General features: G+C 41.4%; 9 protein-coding genes. 6 read left to right on the top strand and 3 right to left on the bottom strand.

All coding sequences use genetic code 11. The annotated features are described in order from the left end of the window. Positions 1 to 77: 77 nt before the first annotated feature. From ID165_RS09775 to sdaAB, 3 genes are read right to left on the bottom strand one after another with little or no spacing between them, the layout of a single operon-like run. Positions 78 to 1,388, bottom strand: coding sequence for an efflux RND transporter periplasmic adaptor subunit (locus ID165_RS09775; protein ID WP_192350155.1), 1,311 nt, complete (start codon positions 1,386 to 1,388; stop codon positions 78 to 80). Positions 1,389 to 1,391: 3 nt separating this feature from the next. Further along, positions 1,392 to 2,729, bottom strand: a complete 1,338-nt coding sequence (locus ID165_RS09770; protein WP_192350154.1) for a TolC family protein — start codon at positions 2,727 to 2,729, stop codon at positions 1,392 to 1,394. Between the two features lie 7 nt (positions 2,730 to 2,736). Next, complete coding sequence (gene sdaAB, locus ID165_RS09765) at positions 2,737 to 3,414, bottom strand: L-serine ammonia-lyase, iron-sulfur-dependent subunit beta (protein ID WP_192350153.1); 678 nt, start codon at positions 3,412 to 3,414, stop codon at positions 2,737 to 2,739. 168 nt (positions 3,415 to 3,582) lie between these two features. Between sdaAB and ID165_RS09760 the strand changes: the two genes are divergently transcribed. From ID165_RS09760 to ID165_RS09735, 6 genes are all read left to right on the top strand, one after another. After that, a complete protein-coding gene (locus ID165_RS09760) occupies positions 3,583 to 4,395 on the top strand; it encodes an aminotransferase class IV (protein WP_192350152.1) in 813 nt (270 codons plus the stop codon). A 118-nt stretch (positions 4,396 to 4,513) separates the two neighbouring features. After that, positions 4,514 to 6,157 (top strand): sodium/sugar symporter, encoded by a 1,644-nt coding sequence (locus ID165_RS09755; RefSeq protein WP_192350151.1) that lies wholly within the window; start codon positions 4,514 to 4,516, stop codon positions 6,155 to 6,157. Positions 6,158 to 6,169: 12 nt separating this feature from the next. Beyond that, entirely contained in the window at positions 6,170 to 7,672 is a 1,503-nt protein-coding gene (locus tag ID165_RS09750; protein ID WP_192350150.1) for a xylulokinase, read from the top strand. Positions 7,673 to 7,714: 42 nt separating this feature from the next. After that, positions 7,715 to 9,028, top strand: coding sequence for a xylose isomerase (gene xylA / locus ID165_RS09745; protein ID WP_192350149.1), 1,314 nt, complete (start codon positions 7,715 to 7,717; stop codon positions 9,026 to 9,028). A 151-nt stretch (positions 9,029 to 9,179) separates the two neighbouring features. Beyond that, positions 9,180 to 13,274 (top strand): two-component regulator propeller domain-containing protein, encoded by a 4,095-nt coding sequence (locus ID165_RS09740; protein WP_192350148.1) that lies wholly within the window; start codon positions 9,180 to 9,182, stop codon positions 13,272 to 13,274. A 403-nt stretch (positions 13,275 to 13,677) separates the two neighbouring features. Beyond that, positions 13,678 to 14,676, top strand: coding sequence for a glycoside hydrolase family 5 protein (locus ID165_RS09735; RefSeq protein WP_192350147.1), 999 nt, complete (start codon positions 13,678 to 13,680; stop codon positions 14,674 to 14,676). The last annotated feature ends 335 nt before the right edge of the window (positions 14,677 to 15,011 follow it).

Raw genomic sequence — 15,011 nt, 5'->3', positions numbered from 1 at the left:
ATAAAATCCCTGTGAATTGATTTTCACAGGGATTTTTGGATTGATGGTGGTGAAAAATCTTTCGCCATTTGCCACCATTATTTTTTAACAGTCGTAATTTTACCTTCTATTGGTGCTATTTTATCACCTTCTTTTAGGTTTTTACTTACGATAAAGTAAGGTCCCGAAATGATTTGGTCGCCTTCTTCCAGACCTTCCAATACTTCGATGTTCTGGAAATCAGAAATTCCGGTTTTAATTTCTTTTAGTTTGGCCACCCCGCCGTCGTTTATAAACACCAGTTCTTTGGGACGTGTAGTTCCTGTCAACAACGTATCCTGCATATTTTCTCTGGTAGTAACCGCTGCCAGCGGAACGGAGAGGGCACTGTTTTTGGAATTCGTAATGATTTCCACAGAAGCAGTCATTCCCGGACGGAAAGGATATTTTTTGCCTTCATTAACTAAGTCTTGATAGGAGTCATTCAAGATTCTGATTTTCACTTTGAATTCAGTTACTGCATCAGTTGAAGCTTTCACGTTAGCTGTGTTAGCAATGCTTGTCACTACTCCTTGGAAAGTCTTACCTGTATAAGCGTAGGAATCCACATCAATAATGGTAGTATCACCGAGACTCAACCTCACGATATCGTTTTCATTTACATCCACACGAACTTCCATTCTGGATAGATCGGCGATAGTCAACATTTCTGTTCCTGCCATTTGCTGAGTACCCACCACACGCTCACCTTGCTCTACCAAAAGATTGGAAACAATACCGCTTACAGGCGAGTATACATTGGTGAGTCGGAGGTTTTCTTCAGCTTCGTTTACAGATGCCTGGGAACTTTTTACTACATATTCTGCAGCGAGCACGCTTTGCTTGGCAGCTTCCAGATCCTTTTGGGCAGATGTATAATCAGCTTGAGCTTGCTCAAAATCGGCAACTGAGATCGCTTTTTCTTCATAAAGCCTTTTTTGTCTGTCAAAATTTTGCTGCGCTTGCGTGTACTGCGCTTCTGACCGCTGCAATGCAGCTCTGGATTGGGAGAGGTTAGCTTCCTGCTGGTTGAAGTTCGCTTTGGTTCTATCCAAAGCAGAGATAAAGTTGTCAGGTCTGATTTTCACCAGAAGCTTTCCTACAGCTACAGAATCCCCCTCTTTTACGTTAAGTTGGATGATTTCACCCGCTACGTCGGGACTTAGGTTGACTTCTACCTCTGGCTGAATCTCACCGGAAGCACTTACCTTTTCTACTATTGCTGTCTTTTTTACCTCAGTGATTTCGACCTTAGTTTCCTTATCACCACCTACCCAGCCTGCATTTCGCGCGATTACTGCAAAAATAATGAGGACTACTATACCTCCAAGAAGGTAATACAAGAGCTTATTTGATTTCTTATTGGCCATGGCTTAGTTGAGATTAATAGGATTACCCAGGTAAAAATCAAGAACTTTTACTCTGAAAATATAAGTGTATTTGTCGTAAATGAGCTGTGACTGAGCTGAAAATAGGTTGTTTTGAGCAACCTGAAAATCGACGGAGTTAATAGCTCCTAATTCAAATCGTTGTTGAGCTATTCTAAATGATTCTTCCAAACTTTCGATACGGGTGAGAGATGCCTGATAGGATTGTTCTGAAGCCAAAGCGTTTGTAAACGCAGTTTCTATATCTTGTCTCAACTGGTTTTTTGCTTCCAGCTCACTTAATTCAGCCAGCTTTTTCTGAACATTCGCACGCTGTACATTTGCTTTGTTGGTAAACCGGGAGAAAACGGGGATACTCAACTGAAGGCCTGCTGATTGGGAAAAATTAAAGTCAAGCTGATCTGCAAATTTGTCCTCATATATATCCACATAATTGGTTCCCAAATTTGCGCCAATAGCCAACGTGGGTGAGTACCCGGCTTTTGCTATTTTTATATCGTATTCGGCACTCTCCACACCCAACATTGCTGCTTTGATTTCCGGCATCGTTTCTACTGCAGTCTGGAAGATGGTTGCTGAAGATTCAGAAACCATAAATGTATCATCTACACTTAATTCCGGTTTCTTTATTTGGAAATCACTCGTATATGGGATTTGTAAAGCCTGAGCCAAGGTCAGCATTGATCCGTTCAGAGTAGCTTTTGCATTGATTAGGTCTACATTATTGGTAGCTAACTGTGATTGCAGATCAAGCTGGTCAGAGTAAGGCAATGAACCGGCATTTACGAGCTTGATGGTCCGTTCAAGTTGATCTTGAGTGGTATTTAGTTGATTTTCGGCAATTTTAACCTGCTCCTGATTGAATACCACATTGACATAAAAGTTAATTACATCCAGCGTAATACTGTTCTTGGTTGATTCTATAGTGTAATAGCCTTGCTCCATTACAGTTTTAGTCTGCTTAACGGTGTTATTGATTCTTCCTGCATTAAAGACTGTTACATTGGAGGAAGCATTTAAATTGATGTTACCGATTCGCTGAGTTTCAAACAGGTTAGTGGCTGGGTTGATTGATCTACCCCAGTTGAAGTTGGCTGAACCGCCGGCTGTAAGATTGGGGTATCTCGCTCCCTGATTCTGAAGGAGTGTAGCCTCATTGGTCAGTTGGTTTAGTTCACTTCTTTTCAGCGTCAGGTTGTTTTCCAAGGCGATTGAAACGGCTGTTTCCAAGTCAATAGGACCGGTAGGAATCGCTGCTTGTTGAGCAAAAGTCGAAAAACCAATTCCTGCCGCCAAGGCAAAGCCTAGTAGGAATTTTTTCATAGTGTAGTTATAGGTCAATGTCAGGAATGTATATTAATTCTGTAATCCAGGATAATGATTTTAAATAGCTTAAGGTAAGTTCTTTTATTCCGGAGTCCATTTCTATTACATGGCATGCCAAGTCATGCTTGCCTTTCCTAGAAACAGACATGGTGGCAATATTTGCTTTTTCTTGAGCGATTACGGCAGAAATGAATGCAATGGCTCCTGAAATATCCTCTGCCTTGATTATAAGTGTGTGATTAGCAGCAGAGAAATTAGCCACAAATCCATCTACTTCGGATATATTGATCACTCCGCCACCCAAACTTTCTCCTACCACTTCTACTATTCTGTCACCTTTTTTAAGGTTAAGTTTTATCGTGTTGGGATGGTGTATTGATGAATTTCCTATTGATTTAAAACGGTAAGCAAACTCTTTTTCCTTTGCTATGTCCAGCGCATTTTTAATGTTTGCATCGTCAGTTTTGAAGTCCATCAGTCCGCCGATTATAGCCCGATCACTTCCGTGTCCTTCGTAAGTCCTTGCAAAAGAATTATAAAATGTAATGGAAGCATCGTCAGGGATTCCTCCCAAAACACGAATAGCAGCTCTAGCGATTCTCACTACACCTGCAGTGTGTGAAGACGACGGTCCGATCATTATTGGTCCAATCATATCAAAAACGCTACTTTTATTTGCCATCCGGTATATTATATTCCAATTTTGGTGCTAAGGTAAAATCGTTGCCACTATTTCATACAAAAATTCATATTTATTGTATGGATTGCGATTTAAGTGGGGACATGTTTACATAGTTTAACATAGCACTACTATTACAAAGTGAGTTCTTGACCGATTATGAACAGTTTTATGAACGAAATCGAAACAATCTTTCAAAAATCCCCTGAAAGCAAAACTTGGTTATGCCAACAGAATTCGACTCTTCCAAACCGTGCCATGAACTTTGGAGATGGATTGTTCGAAACCATGGTTTGGGAGAAAGGTCAAATTAGGTTTTTTGAAAGACATATTCAACGGTTAAGAGGAGGAATGCAAATTCTTGGTTTGGATTCTGAAGCTATTGATGAGGCGGGCCTTCTGGATTTACTTACTATTAATTATCCTACCGATAGAAAACGGGTGCGATGGAATATTTATCGGGCTGGTTCGGGGAAATATACTCCAGAGAGAAATGATGTTTTCCAAACATTGCTGATTACAGAATTTAACGGCGCACCTATTATTAAACAAAAAGCAGATGCTTCTGAAAAGGTCCGATTGTTTCCCACGCTTTGGAGTTCGTTCAAATCACTCAATGCACTTCCCTATGTTCTAGCTAATCAGGAGCGAAAGGAAAGAGGGTTGGACGAAATAATTTTACTCGATAATAGAGGATTTGTGTCAGAGGCAGGGGCATCAAATATTTTTTGGACGAAGGATGGGATGATCTACACACCCTCTTTGAGCTGTAGCTGCATTGATGGGATAAGCCGAAAAGTAATCCTGGATCACTTAGAACGAAATTCCATTCCCTATTTGGAAGGAGAATTTAAACTTGGTGAATTAGAGAAGGCATCTCAGGTTTTTGTAAGTAACTGTTTGGGGGTAAGTTATTTAGAGAGGTTTCGGTGTGGTGAATTTTCGACAGTTCCTTTACAATTTTTGCAACTAATATTTCATTAATTTTAATTAGGCACTTTTTATTATAGTCGTTATCACGAAAATATTATCTTTATCGGCCTATTCTAATAAGATTAGTCGTTTACCCAAACTAACTGCCCAAAACCTAACCTAACAATTTATGCTCTTAGAACCTTTAGATTTAGCCGTCTTTATAGGCTATTGTTTGCTCATCGTCGGGATGGGTATTTTTGTGTCCCGTGAGAAAAAAGGTCACGTTAAAAATTCATCCGATTACTTCCTTGCTTCCAAGGCATTGCCTTGGTGGGCAGTCGGAGCATCGTTGATAGCATCCAATATTTCTGCAGAGCAGTTTATTGGAATGTCAGGATCGGGTTTCGCTTTAGGACTGGCCATTTCCACCTATGAATGGATGGCAGCTGTTACCTTATTGGTTGTGGCAATTTTCTTTTTGCCGATTTATATCAAAAAGGGCATTTACACCATGCCGGGCTTCTTATTGGATCGGTACGATACTAGAGTAAGGACCACTATGGCGATTTTCTGGTTGTTACTGTATGTTTTTGTCAATCTTACCTCAGTATTGTATTTGGGAGCGTTGAGCTTGAATACCATTCTGAATGTCCCAATGGGTTACGGTATTTTTGGACTGGCACTTTTTGCTATGGTTTATTCCATTTATGGTGGCTTGAAAGCAGTAGCTTGGACTGATGTGATCCAGGTGGTATTCTTGATTGCCGGTGGACTTGCGACTACTTATATAGCCCTTCAAATGGTAGGTAGTGGAGATGCATGGGAAGGCCTAGGCCTGTTGAAAAGAGAAGTTCCTGGACATTTTTCTATGATTCTGTCCAAGGGGGAGATGATGATTCCTGATGGATCCGGAGGAACGCGTGATGCTTATCTTGATCTACCTGGAATTTCAGTGCTAGTGGGAGGTATGTGGATCACAAATCTTAGCTATTGGGGATTTAATCAGTATATCACACAAAGGGCTTTGGCGGCTAAAAGTTTAGACGAAGCTCAAAAGGGGATGATTTTCGCCGGATTCTTAAAATTGCTTATGCCGCTTATCGTGGTGATTCCGGGGATTGCAGCTTACGTAATCGTAAAAAACGGAATTGACATAGGCTTTATTGAATCAATGAAAGATCCTGTTACGGGCCTGATTAAGTCTGATAGAGCTTATCCTACCTTGCTTCAATTATTGCCTGTAGGCTTGAAAGGTCTGGCATTTGCAGCTTTGACCGCAGCAATTGTATCTTCGCTGGCCTCGATGGCAAATAGTACATCTACCATTTTCACGATGGATATTTACAACAAATACATTGGAAAAGGTGCTTCCGAAGCCAAGCAGGTAAAGGTTGGCCGTATCACTGCATTGGTGGCATTTGGGGTAGCATCTATAGTAGCTCCGGCATTGGGAGCTTTGGATCAGGCATTTCAGTTTATTCAGGAATACACCGGCTTCATTAGCCCGGGAGTATTTGCGATATTCTTCTTTGGCGTATTTTGGAAGAAGACAACCTCAAATGCAGCCTTGACAGGAGCTGCCTTGAGCATTCCTCTTTCTGTCGTATTGAAAGTTGTTTTCCCCGGCTTACCATTTATTGATAGAATGGGGGTTGTATTTTTGATCCTGGCTGTTTTGATGATCATTATTAGTTTGGTAGAGGGCAAAGGAAAAGATCATCCAAATAGCATTGATATCAATAAAGAATTGTTCAGTACTAGTACAAAATTCAAGATTGGGGCTATTTTAATAGCAGGAATTACTGCTGCATTATATATTACATTCTGGTAAAATCCACATTAAATGAGACGTTTATTATTGGGAATTGACATTGGGAGCTCATCCGTCAAAACTTCATTGCTTGATGCAGATTCTGGTAAATCTTTATTATCAAAAGCGTTTCCTGAGGAGGAAATGATCATAGAATCCCCTGAGAAGGGGTATGCGGAGCAGGATCCCGAAGCATGGTGGAAATATGTACAGCATTCTATCCGCTATGTATTGAATAAATCCGCCGTTAAGAAGGGCGAATTGAAAGGGATCGGTATAGCTTACCAAATGCATGGGCTGGTTTTGGTGGATAAGGACCAGAATGTCCTGAGACCTTCCATTATATGGTGCGACAGCCGCGCAGTAGGAATAGGGGAAAAGGCTTTCAGGGAGTTGGGAGAAGAGTATTGTTTGAAAAACTTGCTGAATTCCCCGGGAAATTTCACAGCCTCCAAGCTTCGCTGGGTAATTGAAAATGAGCCTGACCTGGCAGCAAAAATCCATAAAATGATGCTTCCGGGTGATTTCATTGCGATGAAATTGAGTGGTGAGATTTTCACTTCTGAGACCGGACTTTCTGAAGGTATATTATGGGATTTTCAGAAAAATGGTTTGAGTGACAAGGTTCTTGACAACTACCAAATTTTAAAATCCTGGATTCCTGAAGTGGTGCCTTCCTATTCTATTCAGGGTAGGGTCTCTGCTGTAGTATCGGAACTAACCGGGCTGGAAGAAGGAATTCCTATATCTTATCGTGCCGGTGATCAGCCAAACAATGCTTTCTCACTTCAGGTATTAAAGCCGGGAGAATTGGCTACCACAGCCGGTACCTCGGGGACAGTGTATGGAGTTGCGGATAAGCCGCTACATGATCCTTTGTCACGGGTCAATACCTTTGTGCATGTAAATCACTCTGAGAAGAACCCTTCTTATGGCGTGTTACTTTGTGTGAATGGAACCGGAATTCTGAATAGTTGGATTAAAAAAATCATGGGGGCGGCCCATATCGAATACGATGAGATGAATAATTTGGGAGGTTCTGCACCTATAGGATCCGAAGGATTGACTTTCATTCCTTTCGGAAATGGGGCAGAACGAATCATGCAAAATCAGCATGTCGGTGCACATTTATTGGGGCTGGATTTACTGAAGCATGACAAGCGTCATATGATCCGTTCTGCCCAAGAAGGGATTGTTTCTGCTCTTACTTTTGGATTCCGGATCATGCAGGAGATGGGGCTGGATCTTAAGACGGTGAAAGCCGGTAAAGCCAATATGTTTCTTAGTCCTGTTTTCCGTAAGACATTCGTCCACATGAACAAAGTTGTACTGGAATTGTACGATACAGATGGTGCACAGGGAGCTGCCAGGGGAGCGGGTATTGGCGCGGGAGTATTTGCCAACGAAACGGAAGCCTTTGCAGGATTGGAATTGCTGGAAACTGTAGAACCCAATGAGCATTTCTATGAACCTTACGAAGAAGTATATGCTACTTGGAAAAATCATCTGGATGCAATCCGAAAAATGAGTGTATAATTGAATTTCAAACCTATAAATACCTAATAAAACACAGTAAAAATGTCAAAAACTTATTTCTCTTCAATCGATAAGATTCCTTTCGAAGGTAAGGAAAGTGATAATCCACTAGCGTTTAGATTTTACGATGAAAACCGTATTATCGCCGGAAAAACCATGAAGGAGCACTTCAAATTTGCTATTGCTTATTGGCACTCCTTCTGCGGCACAGGCGGAGATCCATTCGGTCCGGGGACGATTGTTCACCCATGGGATGCGGCAGCCGATCCTATCCAGAGAGCCAAAGACAAAATGGATGCGGCTTTCGAATTTATCACCAAAATCGGAGCTCCTTATTATTGCTTCCATGATATTGACTTGATCGATGAAGGACCAAGCCTGGGTGAATACGAGAAAAGAATGCAAATCATCACTGAGTATGCCAAGCAAAAGCAAGCTGAAACAGGTGTGAAATTGCTTTGGGGAACGGCAAATGTATTTAGCAATCCACGCTATATGAACGGGGCTTCTACCAATCCGGATTTCAGTGTAGTGTCATGGGCAGGAACTCAGGTGAAAAATGCAATCGATGCAACTATTGCTTTGGGCGGCGAAAATTACGTGTTCTGGGGTGGTCGTGAGGGCTATATGTCCTTACTCAACACAGACATGAAGCGTGAGACAGAGCACCTTGCCCAGTTCTTGACTATATCCCGTGACTATGCCAGAAAGAACGGTTTCAAAGGAACATTCTTCATTGAGCCTAAGCCAATGGAGCCAACTAAGCACCAGTATGATTATGATGCTGCTACGGTAATTGGATTCCTGAGACAGCATGGACTTGATAAGGATTTCAAATTGAACATCGAAGTAAACCATGCTACATTGGCAGGACACACCTTCCAGCATGAGCTTCAGGTATGTGCGGATGCAGGTATGCTGGGAAGTATCGATGCCAACAGAGGTGATTACCAAAATGGCTGGGATACAGATCAATTTGCGATGAACTTGCAGGAAATGACAGAAGCTATGCTTGTGTTGTTGACTTCGGCCGGTATCCAAGGTGGCGGAGTGAACTTTGATGCAAAAATCAGAAGAAACTCAACTGACATGGACGATCTATTCTTGGCACATATTGGAAGTATGGATGCTTTCGCCAGAGGTATGCTGATCGCCCAGGATATTTTGGACAAGTCAGATTATCTGGAAAGAAGAAAGAATCGCTATGCAAGCTTTGACTCGGGAAAAGGGAAGTCTTTCGAAGAAGGAAACCTTACGCTTGAAGATCTGAGAAACTATGCAGCTGAGGTGGGAGAGCCTATTCAGACCAGCGGCAAGCAAGAATACTTCGAAAATCTATTGAACAGGTTTATCTAAGTATCTTTTGTAAATAATTTTAAAAAGTCCGGTTGAGATTTCTCAACCGGACTTTTTTAATGGAAATAATGAAATGCATCTACAAAATATTGATACGGGAATGAGAAGTTTCCTATAATTCTCATAATTTGCTCTCCATAGTTACCGGTGTATGATAGGATATGTGATAAGAGGAATAGCTTGTTTGATGTTGCTTTGGGCAGGATCTGTTTTTGGTCAGGCTGAAGTAGAAAAGCTGGTGTTTCGTAATTTGGATGAAAGTCTCGGACTGTCCAATTCCAATATTCTCAGCATGCTCAGAGATGCAGATGGTATGATGTGGTACGGCACGGCTTATGGCTTGTACCGATATGACGGAACACGCACTAAGATTTTTTTGAACACCAAGGACTCCACGTCCATTTCCCACAATAATATTCTGAAGATTTATCTGGGGCCTAATGACAAGCTCTGGGTTAAAAATGTAAATGGGATTTTTGATATTTACAATCCTGAAAATGAGAAATTCTCTAGGGGGACATCAGTTTTTTCTTCCTTTTATCGCTTGGCTTCAGATTCAGTAGGGATGCTGATGAAGGATCGTCAAAATAGATTTTGGTTTACACATCCAGCCAAAGGCATAAGCATTTATGAAGGGGATTCCGGAAATACGATTTATGTTCAAAAAAAAGCTGAAAAGGGAAGTCTTTCTTCCAATCAAATAGCATCAATTGCCGAAGCCCCTGATGGCCTGATTTGGGTTGTGCACAATTCCGGTGTGATTGACTTGCTAGACCCCAATCGTTTGATTGTCACTAAAACGCTCAGACTTCCACAGGACGAAATCCCTACAGTTGCCGGATATGAACTAATGATTGATTCAGACGGGGATGCCTGGATATTTGATCCTGAGCGTGATTTGGGAGTTTTTAGGGTGGATGGTTTTACTCATGAAGTTCATACCAATCAGGAGGACCAGGGGATATTCCGCCTGAATAATAATATGGTGAAAGCCATCGTAGAAGCAAAGAATGGTCAGATATGGCTTGGTACAGATCATGGGGGCATCAATGTTTTTGACAAAGCTACCCGAACGGTCAAGTACTTGATGGGAGAGAATGCACAAGATAATTCTATGCCCCACAATGTGGTTTATTCTTTGTATAAAGACAACGAAGATATAATTTGGGTGGGCACCCATAAAAAGGGAGTTGCCTATTATCATCAGGGATTACTGCGCTTTTCGCATGTACGAAAAAACTTTGTAGATCCCAATTCACTTCCTTTCAATGATGTCAACACTTTTGCGGAAGATAGTTTGGGCAACCTGTATATAGGAACTAATGGTGGAGGGCTTTTTTACCATAATAGGGAAACCAATACGTATAAGCAATTCAAACATAATCCTGAAAACAAAAATAGCCTCACGGGTGATGTGATTGTAGATTTGATGATTGATCATGAAGGAATTCTGTGGATAGGCACTTACTTGAATGGGCTGGGAAGCTACGATGGGAGGGAGTTTAAGAATTATAATTACCTGCCGGAGAATGAATCAGGGATTCCGGGGCCAAGTATATGGAAGCTTTTCGAAGATAGCACAGGTAAAATCTGGATAGGAACGCTGCGGTCAGGAATTTCCATGCTTGACAGAGACAGGAAGGAATTTCAAAATTATCCTGCAGGAAGCCCACCGTTTTTTACCAACAATCAATATATCACAGGTTTTGCAGAGGATAAATCCGGAAATATCTGGGTCTCAGGAGGCAGTGGTTTGAACATGTTTAATTATGAAACCGGACAAAATGCTTTTTATTCCGAAGCACAAGGAAACGGGCCAATAGACTCTAATATCACAGATTTATTTGTAGATGCAGAGGGAATTCTCTGGACAACTACAATGAGTGGTCTATATTATTTCAACACCTCCGACAGTTCATTTGTACATTATGGTGAGGAAGAAGGACTGCCTACGGCATATTTGGTGGATTTGGTTGAGGATGATGCCGGCAATCTTTGGATCAGCTCCCAGATGGGATTAAGCTATGCCGAAATCGATAGGAGTGTAACTCCATTCTCCATAACATTCCAAAACTTCGATCAAAAAGATGGCCTCCAAGCAGCTTTGTTCAACAAAAATGCTGCATTAAAAACCAGTAGAAATGAATTTATCTTCGGTGGTCCAAATGGTTATAATATCTTCAAATCTGAAAATTTTGCGTTTGAGCGGAATAACCCTAAAGTGGTTTTTACCGACTTTCAATTGTTCAATGAGGAAGTCAAGGTGGGGGAAAAGTTAGGAAAAAGGGTGCTTCTTCCGAAGTCGCTTGAAAATATGGATCAACTAGTTCTGAGACATGATGAGAACATTTTTTCCATTGGGTTCAGTGCATTGAATTTTCTCTATCCTGAAAAGAACAAGTACCGTTATAAACTGATGGGTTTCAATGACGATTGGATATATCTCAATGATGATTTGGCAAAAGTGACCTTTACTAACCTAGATCCGGGGAATTATACACTGGTAGTACAGCCGGGAACCGTGTTGGATGGCTGGAGTCTGTACGAATACAAATTGGATATTAAAATTTTGGCACCCTTCTGGAAGACGCCGATTGCGTATTTTTTATATTTCTTGTCTTTTCTTGCCATTATATTCTATTTCAGACATCAGCTTCTGACTAGACAGCGGGAGAAGTTTGAAAGAGAGCAGGCAATGCGTGAAGCCAAACGTGTGCAGGATTTGGATAGGTTGAAAACCAAATTTTTTACCAATCTAAGCCATGAATTCAGAACCCCACTTTCTTTGATCTTGACTCCTACGGAGCATTTGATCTCTGAGACAGAAAATACGGGATTGCTAAGCCAATATAGGATTATCCAGCGAAATGCCCGACGATTGCTTAAGTTGATTAACCAGCTTCTGGATGTAAAAAATGTAGAAAATGGTGGACTAACCTTCCATCCTTCAGAAGGAGATGTGGTTCAATTCATCAAAGAATGTGTGGCAGATTTTCACGAACTCTCTGAGAATAAAAATATACATCTCAATTATGAGACAAATACGCATACACAGCAGGCAATTTTTGATCCTGACAAGCTGGAGAAAATTATTTTCAATTTGCTTTCCAACGCATTTAAGTTTACCCAAGAAGATGGTGCCATTACGGTAGCATTGGAGCTGCAGTTGGAAAATGAGGAGAAGGGACTTTTGATTCTGTCAGTTTCTGATACAGGAGTGGGGATTTCCAAGGAAGATCAAAGTAAGATTTTCGACAGGTTCTATACCACAGAAGGGCATAAGCAACAGCTGAATCAGGGAAGTGGAATTGGGTTGTCTTTGGTGCAGGATTTTGCACGGACGATGAACGGCGAAATTACGGTTGAAAGTGAGCCGGGAATGGGATCCGTATTTACGCTCAGTATTCCTTTGGCTTTGATTATTTCAGAAAATTGGGATGAAGAAGAGGAAGTTATGCCTAAATCAGGGGAATTAAAGGAGCTGATTCTTATCGCCGAGGATCATGTGGAGTTTAGAAATTATCTCAAGGACTGTCTTTCAGATTCCTATCAAATACTCACTGCTACAAATGGGGCGCAGGGATGGGATCTGGCACAGCAGCATATCCCTGATTTGATTATTTCGGATTTGATGATGCCTCAGATGGATGGCAAAGAATTTTGTCAGAAGGTAAAAGGAGATATCAAGACTTCCCATATTCCTGTGATCTTGCTGACCGCCAAAAAATCCGAGGAGGCTATGGTCCAGAGCTTGGATAGCAGATGTAATCTATATCTGACCAAGCCTTTTAATCTGGAGATCCTGCAGTTGAGCATCAAGAATCTGTTGCGTGAGCGAAATATGATACAGGAACAAAACCGCAATAAGATACAGATCAATGCATCTGAAGTAAATGTGACTTCTCTGGACGATCAGCTCATCCAAAAAGCTGTAGCTTTGGTAGAGAAACACATGGAAGATTCTCAGCTTTCCGTAGAGTTTCTAAGCAAGGAATTGGGAATGAGTAGAGTTCATTTGTACAAAAAGCTTCAGTCGATCACAGGTAAAAGTCCGATTGAGTTTATCCGCCTCATCAGGTTGAAACGCGCTTCTCAGCTTTTGGCGAAAAGCCAGCTCAATATTTCAGAAATAGCCTATATGGTTGGGTATAATAATGCCAAGTATTTTGCGAAGCACTTCAAGGCAGAATTCTCTGTTCTACCGTCCGAATATGCCGCTCGGCAGCAGGAGCTGGCTGCTGAATGATGTTTTTCCTGAAAGTCTTTTTTAACCACAGAGAGCTCAGGGGTCTTGAATTAGGTGGTGTTTTTTTGAACCGCAAAGTCCACCAAGGAGCACAAAGGTTTGCTTTCCCTTGACCATTGAATTTGAAATTTGAAAATTGCTCAATTTTTTAACCACATAGGAGAGTCACATAGACAAATATAGTGTTGACCTTGCCCTAAGGTGATGCCCCTTTGTTCCCCTAAGCTTTATGTGCTTTGTTTCTTTAAGGTTAAAAAACTTCAACATATAGATCAGGCTGAGCTAAGCCGAAGCCCTATTTAGTGATCATTTAACGATCATTACCCTAATCGGAAACAATTGATGCCCAGATTTGAACTTATGTTAGTGTAACATTGGGCACTCAATTAACACTACCCAACCAATGAAAAAACTTATAGTCATTGCAGGTCTGATTTTGTCATCCTGCTCAGAAGCTTCAGCTCCCGATCCAACACCAATTCCTCCTGTAAGCACACCTGATCCGGTCGGCGAAGTCAGCTACTTTGGAAAACTACAAGTAACTGATGGTAAGCTTACCGATAGTAATGGAGAACCGGTGATGCTGAGGGGGGTAAGCTTTGGCTGGCACAATTGGTGGCCAAGGTTTTACAATGCTTCTGCCGTCCAATGGTTGAAAAGTGACTGGAATGCCAATTTGGTGCGGGCCGCCATGGGAGTAGATCCTGCTGATGCATATTTGGAAAACCCTGAATTTGCTATCGGAAAAATCAAAGCCGTGGTGGATGCTGCCATAGCAGAGGATATGTATGTGATCATAGACTGGCATAGTCATGATTTATATCCGGAACAGGCGAAGGCATTTTTTATAGAAATGGCAAAAACCTATGGAGATAATCCACATGTGATTTATGAGCTTTTCAACGAGCCCGATTATGAGACTTGGGAAGAAGTCAAAGCATATAGTGAAGATATTATCACCGAAATCAGAAAGCACGATCCTGATAATCTAATCTTGGTAGGATCGCCTACTTGGAGTCAGGATATCCATCTTGTGGCTCAGGATCCTATTCTAAATCAGGAGAACATTATGTATGTACTCCATTTTTATGCAGCTACCCATAAGGACTATTTGAGAGAGAGGGCAGAAAAAGTATTCCAAGACGGGCTGCCGATTTTTGTTACAGAATGTGCCGGGATGGAAGCCACCGGAGACGGACCTATCGATGCGGCTTCTTGGAATGCATGGCTGAGCTGGATGGAGAGTAGAAAAATCTCTTGGGCGGCGTGGTCTATTGCCGATAAGAATGAGACCTGTTCCATGCTATTGCCGGAAGCATCTTCCGAAGGAAACTGGACCGATGCTCAGGTTAAGCCATGGGGAGAACAAGTCAAAAAGGCGTTGGAAAAGAATCTTGAATAGTCTGAAGAGGATTATGTGAAAAATTTTTTTCTTTTTCCCTGCTAATCACGAGCAATAAAACAGTGTAAAAACCTTGTTTTCAATCGATTTCGCAAGGGTTAACATTTGATACCCTCATTAAAAACATTTGAATACCCTCTGCCCGGAATACTAAATCTACATTTATTCGGATCAAAGCAGTAAACCCAAAAATCTGATCCTATTCTTTATAAATTGAATTCCACAGATTCAATGATCACCGGAATGCAAGTCCGGTGCAAGGAATACCCCTCAGTTTTTGGTGTTTGTTACGACGATTTTTACTTAACGAAACCCAAACTGAATGAAAGACAGCC

This window comes from Algoriphagus sp. Y33 (assembly GCF_014838715.1).
Classification (GTDB): domain Bacteria; phylum Bacteroidota; class Bacteroidia; order Cytophagales; family Cyclobacteriaceae; genus Algoriphagus.
This window is presented reverse-complemented; position numbering and strand designations above follow the sequence as displayed.